Annotated in this window: 17 protein-coding genes; 14 read left to right on the top strand and 3 right to left on the bottom strand. The window is 40.7% G+C overall.

Going from position 1 to position 18,185, the window contains the following annotated elements:
- Positions 1-1,427 (bottom strand): primosomal protein N' (gene priA, locus IQ259_RS24245; protein ID WP_193888568.1); only part of this gene is annotated, 1,427 nt, incomplete at its 3' end.
- 783 nt (positions 1,428-2,210) lie between these two features.
- Between priA and IQ259_RS24250 the strand changes: the two genes are divergently transcribed.
- The 10 genes from IQ259_RS24250 to IQ259_RS24295 all read left to right on the top strand — a co-directional run bounded on the left by IQ259_RS24250 (position 2,211) and on the right by IQ259_RS24295 (position 11,610).
- Entirely contained in the window at positions 2,211-3,380 is a 1,170-nt protein-coding gene (locus IQ259_RS24250) for an RpoD/SigA family RNA polymerase sigma factor (RefSeq protein WP_193888569.1), read from the top strand.
- Between the two features lie 194 nt (positions 3,381-3,574).
- Complete coding sequence (locus IQ259_RS24255) at positions 3,575-4,060, top strand: GNAT family N-acetyltransferase (RefSeq protein WP_193888570.1); 486 nt, start codon at positions 3,575-3,577, stop codon at positions 4,058-4,060.
- A 167-nt stretch (positions 4,061-4,227) separates the two neighbouring features.
- Positions 4,228-4,563, top strand: a complete 336-nt coding sequence (petJ, locus tag IQ259_RS24260) for a cytochrome c6 PetJ (protein ID WP_193888571.1) — start codon at positions 4,228-4,230, stop codon at positions 4,561-4,563.
- A 77-nt stretch (positions 4,564-4,640) separates the two neighbouring features.
- A complete protein-coding gene (locus tag IQ259_RS24265) occupies positions 4,641-5,555 on the top strand; it encodes a tetratricopeptide repeat protein (RefSeq protein ID WP_193888572.1) in 915 nt (304 codons plus the stop codon).
- A gap of 205 nt (positions 5,556-5,760) precedes the next feature.
- Positions 5,761-6,036: a hypothetical protein gene (locus IQ259_RS24270; RefSeq protein ID WP_193888573.1), complete on the top strand. Its 276-nt coding sequence runs from the start codon at positions 5,761-5,763 to the stop codon at positions 6,034-6,036.
- A gap of 204 nt (positions 6,037-6,240) precedes the next feature.
- A complete protein-coding gene (locus tag IQ259_RS24275) occupies positions 6,241-8,346 on the top strand; it encodes a TonB-dependent receptor (RefSeq protein WP_193888574.1) in 2,106 nt (701 codons plus the stop codon).
- Between the two features lie 39 nt (positions 8,347-8,385).
- Positions 8,386-8,682 (top strand): hypothetical protein, encoded by a 297-nt coding sequence (locus IQ259_RS24280; RefSeq protein WP_193888583.1) that lies wholly within the window; start codon positions 8,386-8,388, stop codon positions 8,680-8,682.
- 177 nt (positions 8,683-8,859) lie between these two features.
- Positions 8,860-9,351: a hypothetical protein gene (locus IQ259_RS24285; protein ID WP_193888575.1), complete on the top strand. Its 492-nt coding sequence runs from the start codon at positions 8,860-8,862 to the stop codon at positions 9,349-9,351.
- A gap of 290 nt (positions 9,352-9,641) precedes the next feature.
- Positions 9,642-10,919, top strand: coding sequence for an EndoU domain-containing protein (locus IQ259_RS24290; protein WP_193888576.1), 1,278 nt, complete (start codon positions 9,642-9,644; stop codon positions 10,917-10,919).
- A 430-nt stretch (positions 10,920-11,349) separates the two neighbouring features.
- A complete protein-coding gene (locus IQ259_RS24295; protein WP_193888577.1) occupies positions 11,350-11,610 on the top strand; it encodes a MoaD/ThiS family protein in 261 nt (86 codons plus the stop codon).
- Positions 11,611-11,704: 94 nt separating this feature from the next.
- On the opposite strand, the gene IQ259_RS24300 is transcribed toward IQ259_RS24295, so the two are convergent.
- Positions 11,705-12,229, bottom strand: coding sequence for a DUF937 domain-containing protein (locus tag IQ259_RS24300; RefSeq protein ID WP_193888578.1), 525 nt, complete (start codon positions 12,227-12,229; stop codon positions 11,705-11,707).
- Between the two features lie 404 nt (positions 12,230-12,633).
- On the opposite strand from IQ259_RS24300, the gene IQ259_RS24305 reads away from it, so the two are divergent.
- Positions 12,634-12,957 (top strand): DUF1825 family protein, encoded by a 324-nt coding sequence (locus IQ259_RS24305; RefSeq protein ID WP_193888579.1) that lies wholly within the window; start codon positions 12,634-12,636, stop codon positions 12,955-12,957.
- 183 nt (positions 12,958-13,140) lie between these two features.
- Here the strand turns inward: IQ259_RS24305 and IQ259_RS24310 are convergent, their stop codons facing one another.
- A complete protein-coding gene (locus IQ259_RS24310; protein ID WP_193888580.1) occupies positions 13,141-15,063 on the bottom strand; it encodes a transglycosylase domain-containing protein in 1,923 nt (640 codons plus the stop codon).
- A gap of 174 nt (positions 15,064-15,237) precedes the next feature.
- On the opposite strand from IQ259_RS24310, the gene tyrS reads away from it, so the two are divergent.
- From tyrS to IQ259_RS24325, 3 genes are all read left to right on the top strand, one after another.
- Positions 15,238-16,434 (top strand): tyrosine--tRNA ligase, encoded by a 1,197-nt coding sequence (gene tyrS / locus IQ259_RS24315; protein ID WP_193888581.1) that lies wholly within the window; start codon positions 15,238-15,240, stop codon positions 16,432-16,434.
- A 103-nt stretch (positions 16,435-16,537) separates the two neighbouring features.
- Positions 16,538-17,257, top strand: coding sequence for an orotidine-5'-phosphate decarboxylase (gene pyrF / locus IQ259_RS24320; protein ID WP_193888582.1), 720 nt, complete (start codon positions 16,538-16,540; stop codon positions 17,255-17,257).
- 28 nt (positions 17,258-17,285) lie between these two features.
- Entirely contained in the window at positions 17,286-17,933 is a 648-nt protein-coding gene (locus IQ259_RS24325; protein WP_339383989.1) for a hypothetical protein, read from the top strand.
- Positions 17,934-18,185: the final 252 nt, after the last annotated feature.

Consider the following 18,185-nt stretch of genomic DNA (forward strand, 5'->3'; position numbering starts at 1 on the left):
GCCCCCTGCCTCCTTGCTCCCTGCCTCCTCACACTCACCCAACTTTCCAAGGATGGAGTAGCAGAACCTAAAATTAGGGGACAATTTTCTAACTCAGCCCGCCACTGGGCGACGGTGCGGGCGTGATATGTAGGGATAGGAGAATCTTGTTTGAAACTGCTGTCGTGTTCTTCGTCTAAGATAATTAAACCGAGTTTGGGTAATGGTGCAAAAATTGCACTACGCGTCCCGATGACAACTTGGGGTTCGCCTGTGAGCATTTGCCGCCAGGTGTCGTAACGTTCCCCTTCGGAGAGGGCGCTGTGATAAACGGCGACTCTGTTACCAAATCGGGCGCGGAATCTGTCTGTGAGTTGGGGTGTGAGTCCAATTTCTGGGACTAAAACTAAAGCTGATTTGCCTTGATGAAGTAATGGCGCGATCGCTTGCAAGTATACTTCTGTCTTACCAGAACCTGTTACCCCATGCAACAAGACTTGAGCAAATTTATTTAAGGACTGTATGGTTGCTAGGGCGTGAGTTTGGGCAGTATTTAAGGTTTTTGCTTGGTCTTGAGTTAATGTCGGACTCTGTTCTGTCCGCAATACTTCCCGTTCTTCAATCACTATGTAACCCTTTTGTGCCAAGGTTTTGAGGATGGAAGAACTAGCGCTACAAATTTGTAATAGTTCGCTATGCCACAATTCCCCACCACGTCGGCGCAATACTTCGATAATTTCCCGTTGACGAACAGTTAAATCGCGATCGCTTGTATCAATCAGTGTTACAACTTTTTGTAATTTGGGGCGAGTTAGTCGTGGCGCTTCTAAATAACTTTCTACCAAACCTAAGCGCAACAACTCCCGCACTCCCCGATAGGTTAATTTAACTTTTTGTTGCAGGTAAGCAAAACTATAATCTCCTGATGCTTGAGTTTGCAAAAGCTCCAGAATTTGCTGTGCAACTGGACTGAGAAAATTTAGCGTTGCGAGTTTTGTGGTTTCATCGTTTTGGCTGAGGTGAGTTAAGCGGATACGACGTTGCGATCGCCCCAACAATCCCGGTGGTAAAGCAACTCTAATTACCTGAATTAGGGGCGTATAGTAATATGTTGCAACTCGATTTAATAATTCCCAATAACTACTGGGAAAGAACCCCACACTAACTACATCTTCTACTTCCCGAATTTTGTCTGGCGGTAAGTCAATATTGGGTGTTGTCAACAACCGAATGGCGATCGCTCCTAACTGTTGTGTCCCAAATGGTACGCTTAAAATATCCCCTGGTTTTATTTCTAACTGAGATGGCAATCGGTATGTAAATAATCCCGTTGCACCTGGACAGTCCACCAGCACTTCAATGTAGCGATTTCCCATATTTTGGGCTTGATACGATTCCCTAGGCTCTGCAACTACTAAATTTTGCAAATTTAAGTCATTAATATACATAATTTTTGCTTTTTATTGGCAGGAATTTATTATCCCTTCATCTAGCTCTCAAAAATTTAACTTTTTTCTCTCTAGAATGTAAAATGTATTTCTAAATACTTTTATCCATCATCATACTTGATAAGTTTCCTGTTATGTAATCTACTAGACAAATCGAACTAAGCGGTACGTGCAATAAATATTTAAAGTCCACACACGATAAAAACAAAACTATATCCCTGATTATTTATCAAGTCATTTGCTTATTTACTAAATATGACAGATCCTTTTTCCGCCCATTGATAGATATTCAATTCTTTGTATATATGAGATGCTTTTATACAAATAATTTATTTCAGAAAATTAAGTTAGTGAAATTGTGACATTGAAAAAATTTCATGAAATTCAAATAACCCTAGAACCAAGGCTTTGAATGTCAAAATTAATTCCAACCCCTAAAGTTTAAAAACTTTAGAAAAATATAGGAATTTTTAAGGAATGGGAATAATTACTTGGTTTCTTTGATCTTTGTTAAGATTAATAGTGGTTGAAGGAGTTTGACAGATTTAGAGATTAATCAAAAAATAAGGAATATATCTGTTAGAACCTGAGACAATAATTTTTTAGGTGCAATAGCCAGTATTTATCAGAGGTTCTATCTAGCAGGAACCAAAAAATCATAGCTAGATAAAAATTTTCAGTTTTGCTAAGTAATTAGTAGAAACTTGTACTTTGCTATAGAGAGGGTGCATTTGTTTCTAAGGGGAAACTACCAAGTTGTAAGCGAGTAGCTGTCAAGGAATTATGTACCAAACAAAGCAACCATCCCTTAAGGAAACTATGAATATTGCTGAATTGGGAACAATGGAAATATTGGAGAATGCTGCTGATACAGAAGAGCAACTACTCGAAAGTTTAGAAATATTGGTAGAAGAAGAGTCCCCAATTGCAGAAAATCTGGAACAAGAAGAACGTGATGGGGATGAGATGGCGGCGGCTCGACCTTCAGGATATAACAAAACTGAGCATGATGATGCTGTAGGCGCATTTTTTAAAGAAATGGCGCGTTATCCACTACTCAAACCAGAAGAAGAAGTGGAATTAGCACGGCGAGTCCGATTTTTAGAAGAAGTTAGAGAAATTCAAGCCGCTTTAGAAGAGCAACTGCAACAGCAAACGACTAAAGTACAAGTAGCTGCTCAGTTAGAGATGACAGAAAAGCAGCTAGAAAGTCGCTTGTATCAAGGCCGAGTAGCGAAACGCAAAATGATTCGCTCGAACCTAAGATTGGTAGTATCAATTGCCAAGCGATATCTTAATCGCGGAGTGCCTTTTTTGGATTTAATTCAAGAAGGGGCGATGGGATTAAATCGCGCCACAGAAAAATTTGATCCTGATAAAGGATACAAATTTTCTACATACGCCTACTGGTGGATTAGACAAGCAATTACGCGAGCGATCGCTAATGATGCACGCACAATTCGCTTACCAATTCACATTGTTGAAAAACTTAACAAACTCAAAAAAGCCCAACGAGAACTCAAACAAAAACTCGGACACAATCCCTCGGAAGCAGAAATGGCAGCTTCTTTGGAAATGACTGTCCAACAACTACGCCAACTCCAACAACTACGTCGTCAAGCACTATCTCTCAACCACCGTGTCGGTAAAGAAGAAGACACGGAATTGATGGACTTATTAGAAGACGAGGACAACCTCTCTCCCGAAGCAAAAATGAATGAAAACATGATGCGTCAGGAGATTTGGGAAGTCTTGGGTGACGTGCTAACTCCACGAGAAAAAGACGTAATTTCTTTACGTTACGGACTCACAACCAGTGAACCCTGTACCCTAGAAGAAGTTGGCAACATGTTTAATTTATCGCGTGAACGAGTGCGACAAATTCAAAGCAAAGCCATGCGGAAATTACGTCGTCCTCACATTGCCAAACGTTTGAAGGGTTGGCTAGTGTAAAAGTCAAAAATTTCGGTATCAGAAACCAAAAAACTTTTAACTCTGTAACCCGTAACCTGTAACCCGTAACCTGTAACCCGTAACCTGTAACCCGTAACCTGTAACCTGTAACCCGTAACCTGCTTACTATCAAAGCTATTGACTATAGACCATTAACTATGGACTAATGACTATGGACTAATGACTAATGACTAATGACTGATTTAATTCTGCGTTTTGCTGAACCTGCTGATAGCGACGTACTATTTCAATTAATTAAAGGGTTAGCCGAGTACGAAAAATTATCTCATGCTGTAACAGGAAACGTTGCCGCACTTAAAGAGCATCTATTTGGTTCGCCAAAATATATCGAGGCAATCTTAGCAGAATACCAAGGGCAGCCTGTAGGCTTTGCCATATTCTTGCATAACTATTCTACCTTTTTGACCAAGCCAGGAATTTATCTCGAAGATTTGTTTGTTTTACCAGAGTATCGCCGCCGAGGTATTGGTAAAGCTCTCTTGATTAAACTAGCGCAGATTGCTGTAGAGCGCAATTGCGGACGATTAGAGTGGAGTGTCTTAGATTGGAATGAGCCAGCCCAAACATTCTACCGCAGCATGGGGGCGACGATTTTAGATGATTGGCTAATTTGTCGTGTCACCGCAGAAGCACTAACAAATTTGGCAGACAGAAGTTAAATATACCAACTCGCTGTGAAGATAGACTTAAACGATTTTTGAAAATGGCTTGACGCAATCATTCCAGCGAAGTTTGACAGCTTGTCTTTTGACGAAGGCAATTTAATCAACTGAAAATTATGAAAGATATTGCACCAAGTAAGCCTTGGTTTCAGAGGGAACACTAAATGAAAAAACTTATTTCAGTCATGCTGTTAGGCATAGCCATCTTCACCTTTGCCTTCAGCAGTCCAGTTTTGGCAGCAGACAGCGTTAGTGGGGCTAAAGTATTTAGTGCTAATTGCGCTTCTTGTCACGCTGGCGGAAAAAATCTAGTTCAAGCTAACAAGAACTTGAAGAAAGACGCTCTAGAGAAGTATGGCATGAACTCAGCAGAGGCCATTATTGCTCAAGTGACAAAGGGGAAAAATGCTATGCCTGCTTTCGCAGGTCGTTTAAAACCTGGGCAAATTGAAGATGTAGCTGCTTATGTACTAGATCAAGCAGACAAAGACTGGAAGTAGATTAGTATATAGTTTTACAATCTGCGGGGCTAATTGTCCCGCTAACTATATTGTTGCCGAAATTGTCGCTAATACTTATGACTGATTTCTGGCGGTTTTTATTCAGCTTGATAGTTGTGTTTCCTTTGACTTTTGCTACCCCATCTTTGTCTTCACCTGTCTTACTTGCTCAAGAGGTGGTGAGTGATTATTTCAATTTAGGTGTGGTGCAAATGCAGCAAGGTAACTATGAGGAAGCGATCGCTCACTTTAACCAAGCAATTCAACATCAAGAAAAACCTGCTGCCGTTTATAGCAATCGTTGTCTTGCTTATCTGTATTTACAAGATTACCATCAAGCGATCGCTGATTGCACTCAAGCCATAAATTTTGCCCCAAATAACGTTGAAGCCTATCTGAATCGAGGATTAGCGTATTACAGGCAAGGCAATTACTTAAGTGCCATTGTCAATGATAATCTAGCGATCGCTCGTAAACCCAATGATTTTCGCGCCTACTATAATCGGGGAGTAGCTCATGGTGCGCTAGGTAATTACACAGCAGCAATCATGGATTTTGATCTAGCGTTAGCAGAAATACCTCAAGTATCTCACGTTTCTTTAGCAGATATTTACAACGATAGAGGTTTAGCTCATTTGCAGTTGCAAGATTTAGTAGCAGCAATCCATGACTTTGATTTGGCGATTCGTTTCAACGCTAACGATTACAGAGCTTATTTTAACCGGGGTTGTGTTTGTGGTCGTAATGGAGATAATACAGGTGCAGTACGCGCTTTTTCTGAAGTTATTAAGCTAGATCCCAGTAATGCCCAAGCTTATCTTAACCGCGGCATAGCTCAGTATTATCTAGGGTATCATCAAAGGGCGATCGCTGATTTAAATAAAGCATCTGAGTACTTTGAACATCAAAACCAGAAAGTCGCCTACGAGAAAACTATAGATATACTCAATACATTACAACAACAAATCCAACTTGCAGTAGAAGTAGCATAGCAGAAAAGCAATAACCCCAATTCGCAAAACGATAGCTACTTTTAATTAATGTGAAGAAAATTAATCAGACAAAAATATTGGATTTATGTCTAACTATTAGATTTTAAAATATTGAATTTTTATAGTAACTTTGCAAACATCAAAATTAGATTAGACAGGACATAAGTCAAACAGTCTAGTCATTGAACCTGAAGGAGCAAAGCTAATGACGAATGTCGCAATTAACGAATTAAATACTATCGGTTACGACCTGTTTCATGATTCTGAAAGTTTTCTTGATCAACTAACTAGCCAAGAAATGCTATCGCTTGAAGGCGGTTTTTTCTCAGCATCCTATGGGTCTGGCTACTTTAACTCTAAGTTTGGCTCCCACAACGGCTACTATGGTTACGGCGGCTATGGTAGCTATGGTAGTGGTAGTGGTAGTGGTAGTGTTAGTGGTTATGGTGGCTACGGCTTCGGACATAAATCCTACCATTAAGCGTTAATTAATGCCAGAGTTAATTAATTGACTATAAGAGTAATGATGATTACTCTTATAGTCTTTTTTCTTGAGTTTAGAATACAACAAACATCAAGCACTCAAATGCTTACTGGAAATACGACAGGATGTCGTTTGACAAGATTTTATCTTAGCAGCAACAATACCCATTGGTGATGGTTGTTACTTGGTGTGAAACGAGACGTGAAAAAAAATTGTTGGCTGCTAGTTACTTTACCAAATTTACTGATAACTCTACCAGCTGGGGCTATTGATACTGAAATTCAACAGCAAGCTGGTGCTGAATCAACGCCAGTCACTACAAATATTCCTTATCTGAAAGAAATTGAGTTACCTATTACCAATGCTGAATTACTCACTCAAGAAACTGGTTCCGATGAGGAAGTCAATCAAGAAACTCAGCCAGAATTAGAAACAGAACCTGCTGAAGATGCAGATATTTCTATAGAAGTAATTGGAGAACAGGATACTCCTTCTGGATCTACACCTGTTTACGTTATCGAGAAAGAAGAGATCCAAAAGCAAGGTGCTACTAGCGTCGCTGATGTTTTGAAAAGATTGCCTGGTTTTGCGATTAATGATGTCGGGCCTGGTGCAGATATTCATACAGGTACATACTACCGCGGAGCGACAATTAATCAGTCTGTATTTTTGATTAATGGCAGACAGATTAACAATAATGTTAATACTTATCACGGGACAACTGATTTAAATAGTATTCCTGTAGAATCAATAGAACGAGTAGAATTATCTAGCGGTGTAGCTTCTACTTTATATGGTTCCTCAGCATTTGGCGGAGTTGTTAATATCATTACCAAAGAAGGCTATGGTAAACCTAAACTCACCGGCAGTTTCGAGTATGGATCATTAAGCTTAAATAATCAACAGACTAGTTTCGGTGGTTCAGTTGGTGCGGCTAGATATAATTTCAGCTTTGAAAGATTCTTTTCAGATAACCGTTATCGTGTTCCTGTAGGTGCAGCTAACCGTGATGCTCAAGGTTTTTTATTCAATGCAGATACAGCCATAAGTACTTATTCTGGGAACGTTGGTCTAGATTTAAATTCTAGAAATACTTTAAATTTAGATGTTACCAGCCTCAGTAGCCGTCGAGGTTTAATTTTTTTCGGTTTCCCGCTACAAAGAGACCGTTTAGACCACGATGGCTTAAACGTTGGTTTATCTTGGAAAGCTCGTTTAGGCAATGGCGATCGCTCTAATCTGACAACTACAATTGGTTATAATCAGGACTATTTCAGCACCTATGGCCCGACATTCTTTGCTGGTAGAGAATTTTTTCGTACAGGTGCTTTAGATACACAACAGCTATCAGCGAGAGTTGATCATGATTGGCAATCAAGCCAGAATAATAAATTACGCTGGGGATTGGATTTAAAAAACACTGACTTAAACGGTGATGTGCTGAGTACAAGCCCGAATCGCATTGCCAATAATGAAACTGAAAACAGAAGTTTATTAAATACAGCTTTATTTGCTGTCAATAGTTGGAATATTAGCAAAAATTTTCAGCTAGATTTAGGACTCAGACAAAGTTTTGATACAGAGTTTGGTAATTATCTCAATCCGAGTTTTGGTTTACGTTATGCTCCCACATCAAAAATTGCCATGCGTGGTAGTTGGGCAGGAGGACAACGCAACCCAGGACTAGACCAGTTGTATGTTTTTGACACAGTTCATGGTTGGGAACCAAACCCCGATTTAGACCCAGAAACTGGCTCTAGCTGGACTGCCGGAGTAGATGTCAAATTTGCTAATAATTTGACTGGACAGTTTACTTATTTCGGCAGCAGTGTAGATAATCGTCTGGGAATTATAGCAGGACGATGGGCAAATATTGGGCTAGTAGATACCAATGGTTTAGAAGCAGCTTTACAACTAAAACTGAATTCTGGCTGGTCAACTTTTCTCAACTATACCTACACCAATGCTCAAATAAAAACAGGCACAGAAAGAGGGTTACAGTTGGCTCTAATTCCTTATTCCTTACTTCAAGGTGGTGTTGGTTATCAAAATTCAGGTTGGCAAGCTAATTTGTACATGACTTACAACAGTGGTGCGCGTCGAGCCTTGTTCAACAGACCTGGCGACCAGATTACAGATTTTGCACCATCCTATTTCAATTTAGATTTTAGCGGCCGCATCCCTGTAGCTGGCAATTTAGGTCTAACCGTTTACTTAGAAAATTTACTAGGTGAGCAATATGAGCGAGTTAATCGCATCTATAGTCCGGGGTTGACTTTCCGTTTGGGGTTAAGCTCTAGTTTGTAGACATGGGGTATTGCGCCCCAATGAATTAAAATGGCTATTATGAAAGCCAGAATTGAAAATCAAGTATTGTTTCTCGACCACCAAGACTTGCCAGAGTTTAAGAAGGGTGGCTCGGTGGTGAGAAATTCTTATTTTTGGGCGCTACGTTCAATTGCTGGTCGGGCTTCGCGTTATAAAGATTGGGAGTATGAGTCAGAAGTTTGGTTAGCATTGGCGCGAATGCTGTTGTCGTTTGCTGAGTCTGGCTATTTAGGTTACAGAGAAACTTTGCTGGAATTTCCCTTAGAGATGGGAGAAATTCCTGATGTGCTGCGAGATGTGGCAACTTGGGAGTAATGTTTTAGATGAAGCTTGCAAAAAGCTCTAAGTAGGTCGGTGTTAAAAATTGTCGTTATGACAAAGCAGGAGGCAGAGGGCAGAAGGCAGAAGGGAAGAGGTTTTCAAGCTACTTTACTTTCCGTTACATAGTTCGGTTTATTTGCACCTTTCTACTTAACTATTTATTTAAATAAAATGAGTATAAACATATTAGAAAGTGTAGATTCGGCAAAAATTAAAGAATTACGAGCAGAAATCATATCAAAGCGTAGCATAGGAAATGTTTTGTTTGAAATTAAACAAATAAGCTCGAATAGCACTACAGAAAAAGCTGAAGACTTAACAAAAACTCTAGATTTATTTGTCAGTCAAATGGGGTATTCTGGACTGGGCGATCGCTGGCAAGAAATCACTCAAACAGCAGCACACAAAATTTTACTATTTATCCTCACAAAAGACTTGGCTTATTCATCCAAAATCATGACAGAAGAAGCAGCCGAAAACATTTCTCATCAGATATTCAACTTGTTCAAAAATAACTGCAAATTTTTCACCAATGCAGTGTTTGTCAACAATTACTCTGCTCTCAGCGCTTGGGATTCGCTGACAAGAGCAACGTTTGACACAGGTGTAATTTTTGTAAGTGACACACTGCTGGGAATACTGTGGGTTAAAGATGAAGATTAACCAAAAGTTAAATTATCGACTACTTAAAGAAGTCGGGAATCTTTATTATTTACTCAAATAAATAAATAATCAAATTTTTAACTTATATTTAATCAGAATTTAATACGAAATTGGCGAACTCACAAACTGCATTATCAATTAATAATGCAATATTATAAATATCCCTAGTATTCTAAAACCTGTCTTTACTCTTGATTACTCATTTATAAATGAAGTAATTTAGCGTATTTATTTTGTTATCTAGGCTCACTATCAACTGGTAATTAACTCAAGTAAGCAACCTTTTAAGTATGTCTAAATTAGCTTTTCCTCTCAAAGTATCGGCAGGAACATTTATACTGCTTACCTTTTGTGTAACCAGTGCCAATAGTGCCACAATTACTGAAGGATTTGAGTTCGGTACAAAAGCAAGTTATGCAGCTGCTGATGTTAATCTCAGTACGGGATTATGGAATTTGAATGATGCGTTGATTGGTGACCTCAGCACGGATAGGAAAAGTGGCTTAAGGTCTGCTCGCATTCGTAATAGTGGTAGAGTGTCGATGAGATTTGACCGCACTACAGGCGCTGGCTCTATTACGATTAAACATGCTAAGTTTGGTACTGATGCTAATACTACTTGGGGTGTTTGGTGTTCGACTAACAGTGGCTCTTCATATATACAAGTCGGTTCCACTGTCAATACCACTTCCACAACATTGCAAACAGCGACTTTTACGGCCAACATCTCTGGTAGTGTTCGCTGTGAGATTCGTAAAACTGATGCAACGGCAAACAGAATCAACATTGATGACATCGTAATCAATGATTATGGTTCTTCCGGTTCCGGTTCTACTTCTTTACCATCCGGTTCTGTACCTTTCTTTGACGATATCAACAACCCTGTGTCTGGTTTAGCCTTTGGTAGCCCAGCTGATGTCACCCCTACCGCCCCAGGACTAAACAGCTTTGACACAGCAGTTGTTAATCTGTGCGGCGCTCCAGGTACAGTTGTGAGTCGCACTGGCTTTCAAACTATGATGAATAATAATCCTACTGTCTTGACAAATATCAAGACCTATGTAGGAGGATATCTCAAAATAGGTCGTACTTCCAATACGGATTTCTTAAACGATTTAACCGATGTCTGGTTTAATGTGGAAGGCTTTGAACATGTATTCTGTGGAGAACCAGTTCAAGGTGGCTCCATAGGTGGGCTGCATTTTGTTGGTCGTTATGTAGAGTTGCAAAACAAGGGTTTAGCTGGACGACTGAGCAATAATACGTTTAGAGAAGAAGTAGTTCCCAACACAATCTACACAATGGGTGTTGTAATGCGGGTAGGTACTGGAACTGCTCAGTCTACTATTAAAGGTTATCCTTACACCCTCAACGCTGAAGAAATGTTGTCAGTTGCATCTTTAGGTTATAAGAACAACCCCAACACTAGCACTACCAACCAAGCATGTCTTCTCAGTGTCACTGATGAGAACAGAACCTTTAAAGCTGTATTCGTCAGAAGACAAGGTGGTGTTCGGACTTTCTACCCTGATGCTACTCCTGACAGCACCGTCAACTGTAGCCAGTAATGTAGGTAGTTGCTACTGGTAAACTATTTTGGATTTGCGATCGCAAATCAGATATAGCAGTAGCCAAGGCAGTTAGGATATCGGCCAATGATAAAACTCATGCACTAAAAGACTCTTAACCCTGTCACCTGTCACCGTTCGGCTGACGCTCACGGCGGAAGCCTGTTCCCTGTCACCTGCTATAACTATTGAGCTTCAATCTCAAATTCCTAATTCTCAATCCCTTTCCTAAACTTAGGCGAGGGACTTTAATTTTCTCATCATTCTTTCTGGACGAATGGATGGTAGTATCTTTGCTAATAAGACTAGCAACATACAAGTTGTGTTACTTAGTGTGATACCAAGTGACAGTTTCTCAACTTGCTGCGTCAATTTTGTGTCTGTTTGAGAAACTCTAGATAAGAATACCTCTGGAGTGCGAAGCTTTTGTATGTCTAAATCTGCAATCACAGTCACGGTTAAGTTATTCGCCGCTTATCAAGAAGCCTTTGGGGTTCCAGAATTGGTGCTAGAATTTCCTGAGGGTACACCTGTAAAAGCAGTATGCGATCGCCTGATTGTTGAACGCCCAGAACTTGCCAAATGGCGCGACATCACTCGCTTTGGGATTAATTTGATTTTTGTTGAACCAGATACATTATTACAAAATGGTGATGAAGTGGTACTAATTCCGCCTGTGAGTGGAGGCTAGTAAAACAGTTAAAATGCAGAGGTAAAAGCTATTGTTACAGAATACATACGTCAGTCCTCAAAATAATCGCATGTATTCTGTTTAAATTAACCCATTATTTGCCTAAGTACTGACTAGCCAAGCGAATAGCATCAGCAATGTCAACATCTCCATCCCTGTCTGCATCCAAAAAACTACTCAATACTGAATTGCTGCTAGATTGGGGATTTTGGGAGTTTGCACCTGATTGCAGGAAATTCAGAACCACAGGCACAATTAAAGGTAGCAACTGTTGAATAGTCCCAGCATCTAAACCAGTGCGCTGAGAAACCACATCAGCTACCTGCTGTTGCATACCTACAGAAAACAGCGAATTCACAGCTTGAGGATTGGGAGAAGTCCCAGCATATTGATTTACCAAAGCTTGGGCTTCTGCTTCGCCACCTGTAGCTTGCTTTTCTCGTAACGAAGAACGAACATAATTGCCCACAATACCCAAAACAGATTGGACAGTAGAAGAATCTGCGCCAGTGCGATCGCTTAATTGTTGTACGGTGTTAATAATACCTCCCAGTTGACCCAAACTACCTTGTTGATTGGGATTAGAAACAGCACCAAGAATTTGGTCGAAAAGTCCCATATATTTTCTCCCTATGTATCGTTGTTAATAGTTTTGCAGGTTAACTGAAATTTATTGCATTAATAACCTATCTGAAGAATTACATCCGAAAGCTCATGGTGCGTTCGAGTTCTGCGTCATAGTTAGGAACTCTGATTTTTCTAATAGTGCAGCATCATCATCATTGCGTACTGCGATCGCTAATGGCGGTAATCAATGTTATGCAACGTCCCTACTGTAATTTAAATATCAAATTAGAACATAATAACATCAACAGAAAGCAACTAAAGTCAAGTGTTGGAATCTCGGTCAAAAACCGTACTTTAACCGAAGTTTGTTTTCTACACGAATCCCCTAGATTAGAATAAAAGTATAAGCATCACTATAAGTTGCTGAGTGCCAGTACTCAGTTAAGTAAAAGCAACATGGGATTCTTTGATTCTGAAATAGTTCAGCAAGAAGCAAAACTGCTGTTTGAAGATTACCAAGCCTTAATCAAACTTGGTAACAATTATGGCAAATTTGACCGCCAAGGCAAAAAATTGTTTATTGAGCAAATGGAAGCCATGATGGAGCGCTACCACATTTTTATGAAGCGCTTCGAGCTTTCAGAAGATTTTATGGCGCAAATGACAGTAGAACAGTTAAAAACCCAGTTAGGTCAATTTGGCATTACTCCGCAACAGATGTTTGAGCAAATGCACTTCACCTTAGAACGGATGAAAGCCGAACTGGAAAAACAGCCCTAGAAACTTTTAGATTTTAAAGCCAGTGTGCTGGGGAGAAAGATATGCGGGAGGGTGAGCCACTCCCAGGTAACTGCGTTAGCGCCAGCAGTAGCGAATAACTAGCGTCAGAGTTTCCCGCAGATTCGCAACTGGCTTAATTTTGAATTAATGATGAATCCAAAATCTAAATTTTAAAATCCAAAATTATTGTGATTTAGGGCGAGGAAACTGGGAAGGTGGTTTGAAATTTTCTACAGGTACGCCTTTAAGTGCCTTGGTCATGAAATCTTTCCAAATGGGAGCCACCATGACACCACCAGTAGCACCACTAGCTAGTTGTTTGTTATCGTCTCTACCCACCCAGACCGCAGTTGTCAATTGAGGTACAGTACCCACAAACCAAATATCTTTTTCTGCGGATGTTGTCCCTGTTTTCCCAGCAGCAGGGCGGTCAATCGCAGCATTTTTACCAGTACCTTCAGTAATTACAGATTGCATCGTACTAATAATGGCTGCTGATGCCCAAGGATCAAGTACTAGTTGGGGTTTTGGGGTATTGTCCAATAACACATTACCACTACTGTCAGTTACACGGGCAATGATTGTCGGTGGCGATTGCCAGCCGTAATTGGCAAAAGTAGCATAAGCACTGGTCATTTCCAACGGTGTAACACCAATCGCACCTAAAGGCAACGAAGTCACAGGTTCCATCGGACTCATAATGCCCAAAGTTCGGCAAACTTCTATCACTTTTGACATTCCTACAGTTTTGCCAAGCTTAATCACAGGTATGTTACGAGATACCGATAAAGCTTTGCGGATTGACATCGCTCCGCCAAAAGTACCGTCATAGTTTTTGGGAAAATATCTACCATTACCATCTTGGTAGCTAACAGGGGCATCAATTACAGTTGTATCTGGCCCGTACTTACCAGTAGCAAAAGCAGTATAGTAAACAAATGGTTTAAAAGAAGAACCTGGTTGACGTAGAGCTTGAGTTGCTCTGTTAAACTCACTGACTTTGGGATCTACACCACCCACCAGTGCTTTAATAAAATGAGTACGCGGATCAATGGCTACCAAAGCAATTTGATTCTTGTATAACCCTTGTCCACTCAAAGTTTTATGCCACTTTTTCACAGTGTCTTCTGCCATAATTTGGAATTTAGCATCGACTGTAGTTTGGACTCGCATCCCACCTTTGAGTAATGCGTCACGTCCAAACTTCTTCGCTAATTCCTGAGACACAGTGTTAGAAACATAAGGCAAGGCGCTACCTTGAAAAGACCTGATTCTGCCTAGTTTGATTTCTTGTTTCAGGGCATTATCATATTCTTGCTGGGTAATCCATTTTAATTCCAGCATCCGCCCTAGCACTTCTTTTTGCTTTTGTTTTGCCAGCTTCATACTCGCAAAGGGGCTGAATTCTTCTGGCGCTTGAATTAAACCCGCCATCATTGCCGATTCTCCTAAGGTTAGGGTTTCGGCTGACTTATCAAAGTAACTGCGTGCTGCTGTTTGCACGCCGTAATTATTATGACCCCAATACACTTGATTGAGGTACATTTCTAAAATTTGGTCTTTGGTGAGAATTTGCTCTAGGCGAATTGCCAACACAGCCTCGGCTAATTTCCGGGTAATGGCTCGTTTTTGCGACAAAAACAAATTTTTGACCAACTGCATGGTGATGGTAGAACCACCTTCCTTCACACCACCTGCTACTGCGTTGACGACGATCGCACGGCCAATACCTGTAGGATTAATACCGTGGTGATTATAGAAATGGCCATCTTCACTAGCTAATACCGCCCGTTTCAAATTCGGCGAAATTCTATCTAAAGGTACAACTTCGCGGTTGGCTTCCCCGTGGACGCTGGCTAGGAGTTTGCCCTTAATATCATAAATATAAGTTGTTTCTGTTGGCAAAAAGTTACGTAGTTGTCTGACATCAGGTAAATTACGGAAACTAATAGCTAAACCAACTAGCCCTCCAGCTACAATAGAGCTTGTCAGCATCGTTATAGATAACAGAGTACCGCCAGTTATCTGACCTACTCCTTTGAAAAAGTCAAAACCCGATGAAGGCCGACGTTGTGGCTGCTTATTTTCAAGAGTCCTAGACGACACGGTAGTATCACTTCCTCACTTGTAGATTTAACTGTAATTCATCAAAATGCAGCAAGGTGGTTAATTTTTTGCAATTATATGAGTTTGGCAGATGAAAAAACGGACAAATTGCCAGTGAATGTAACCAACCTAACTTCTCAAATAAAAAGTGTAGTAAAGCACGAATCTCCTAATATGGCGCAAGATTTTTCTTGGCTGCATCGTGGGATAGTAGAAGTATTCCCACAACCTACTGATATTGATAGCGAAATTGAAAGTTTAGAGAAACGCCTAGCAAATACTAACAAACCTCTAAGGATCAAATTGGGCATTGATCCCACGGGTGCTGATATTCACTTTGGTCATAGCATACCAGTACGAAAACTGCGAGCGTTTCAAGATGCTGGTCATACGGCAGTCCTGATTATCGGTGATTTTACGGCTCGTATTGGTGACCCTACAGGTAAATCTGAGGTGCGTCGCCAGCTGACAGAGGCTGATGTAGCGCAAAATGCTCAGACTTACTTGGATCAAGTGCGTCCTATTTTGGATTTTGACACACCAGGACGGTTAGAAGTGCGTTATAACTCCGAATGGCTTGCCCAGCTTAATTTGGGGAAAATTTTGGAGTTACTGTCTACCATGACGGTGGGGCAAATGTTAGCCAAGGAAGGATTTGCTGAACGTTATAAAAAAGAGAATCCGATTTTTCTGCATGAGTTCCTTTATCCGTTGATGCAGGGCTATGATTCTGTAGCCATTGAAGCAGATGTGGAATTAGGTGGAACTGATCAGAAGTTTAACATTGCTGTAGGACGCGATTTGCAGCGCCATTTTGGGCAGAAGCCTCAATTTGGGGTGCTATTACCTATTTTAATCGGCACAGATGGTGTGCAGAAAATGTCTAAGTCTCTGGGCAATTATGTCGGCTTGTCGGAACACCCAGGACAAAAATATCAGAAATTACAAGGGGTTCCAGATAATTTGCTGGAACAGTATTTTGAACTACTGACAGATTTACCTTTAGATAAATTGCCAGAAAATCCGCGCGATCGCCAGATGCTGTTAGCTTGGGAAGTTGTTAAACAATACCACAGCGAACAAGCAGCCAATGAAGCCAAAGAAGCAGCCAAAAGCGGCGGTAAAGAAGGTGCTGTTCCAGAATTTTCCCTCGCAGCAGTAACGCAGTTTCCGGCAAAGTTGGCCTTTATACTCAACGCCAGCGGCTTGTGTAAAAGTACTGGTGAAGGTCGGCGGAAAATTCAAGAAGGTGGTGTACGCTTAGATGGCGATCGCATTACTGATGTTGATACCACTTTCAATGAACCGAGTGAATTGTGTGGGCGCGTGTTGCAAGTAGGTAAAAATAAGTTTGTGCGCTTAATACCTTAAGAAGTATGAAGTATAAAGTATAAAGTATGAAATAGGAGTGTAGAGAGGAAAAGGAAGACAAGGATGCAGAACCCAGTAATTCATGACAAATGACTATTGACCAATGACAAATGACAAAATAATCGTAGCTTTGGATGTGCCAGATTTAGAAAGTGCGATCGCTCTCGTTGACAAGCTGGAATCAGTGAGTTTCTGGAAGGTGGGGTTAGAGTTATTTACCAGCACCGGGCCGAGTATTCTGGAGTTGTTGAAATCTCGGCAAAAGCGCATCTTCCTAGATTTGAAGTTTCACGATATCCCCAATACTGTAGCTGGGGCTTGTCGCAGTGCGGCGCGTTATGGTGTGGATTTGTTGACAATTCATGCTACATCTGGTAAAGATGCTATGAAAGCAGCAACGGAAGCAGCTCAACAAGGTGCTTCCGTTGCTGGTATTGAACCACCTAAATTAATTGCCATTACGCTGCTGACAAGTATCTCTACTAGGCAATTGGCTTTTGATTTAAAAATTCCCCTAGAGTTGCCCGAATTTGCCTTAGAAATGGCACTGATGGCGAAAGAGTGTGGATTAGATGGGGCGGTGTGTTCACCCCAAGAAGTGGCACAATTGCGACAAACTTGCGGCGATGATTTTTTGCTAGTTTGTCCTGGAGTGCGTCCAACTTGGGCAGAAAAAGGAGATCAGATGCGATCGCTCACTCCTTGCCAAGCTATCCAAGCTGGTGCAGACTATTTAGTAATTGGTCGTCCGATCACGGCGGCTACTGAACCTGAGTTAGCCTGGAAGAGAATTTCTGATGAGTTAACTACAATACAAGCATAATTGCAGGGTTTAGGAGGGAGAATGACAAATGATATTTCCACTTAATCACCCACGGAAAAACCCCACAACCAAGCATGAAAAAAGTTTCTTCCCCTATTCCCTGCTTCCCATCATCACAGCTTCCGCCTTCTGGCTAGTAATTGCTAATAGCGTTGATAACTCAGCATTCTCACAACAACCTACTCCAGACGTGCAGAGGAATATAAGATATGCTTGCCAAGAACAAAATTTAGAAACATTAACTACTCGACTCCTGCAAGATTTACCTAGTTATGCCAATCGCGCCAGTCAACGCGCTCGTCGTCGCAAAAGAAGTAGTGATATTTACAGTTATATGGTACTAGCAGGTAGACCGGAGTTTCAACCCCTACCCTTAAATCCGGCTGGAGATACTATAGATAAACAAAAAAGTTCAGAAACAGGTGTTGAGCAGGTTTTTTTTACTACCTTAGAAAGACAGTATATAAACAATAAAGCAATTGAATTACAAGAATTTCATTGGCTGTTGTTAACAAAAGATCAAAACGGCTGGTATTTGGTAATGATGTTTACTCAAACTGCTTCTTCTGCAAAACAAAAACTGCCAACACCGCCACGCGATAGTAGCAATGGTACAGTTGCCCAAGGAGTGAAAACTTGGTTGCGAGATTGCCAAGCGGGTAAGAGGGTAAGGTAGGGCAAACACATCTTATTTCCTAATAAAAACTAAATCAGATTTAAAAATGACATAGATACAGAGAATTTCGCTGTTAGGAGGTACATTTCCGAATAGAATATTAACTTTGGGGTGATAGTAAATTAAGGAATGAGGATAAAATAAGATCCAGAATTATGAGGTCTGCGGGACTGCTGTATAATTCCATTGCGGTAAATAATCATCAAATACAATTTCCATCATCTGCTTAAATTCATCTGTTACCTTGCGACC

The sequence above is a fragment of the Fortiea sp. LEGE XX443 genome, assembly GCF_015206815.1.
In the GTDB taxonomy this organism is placed as follows: Bacteria; Cyanobacteriota; Cyanobacteriia; order Cyanobacteriales; family Nostocaceae; genus Nostoc_B.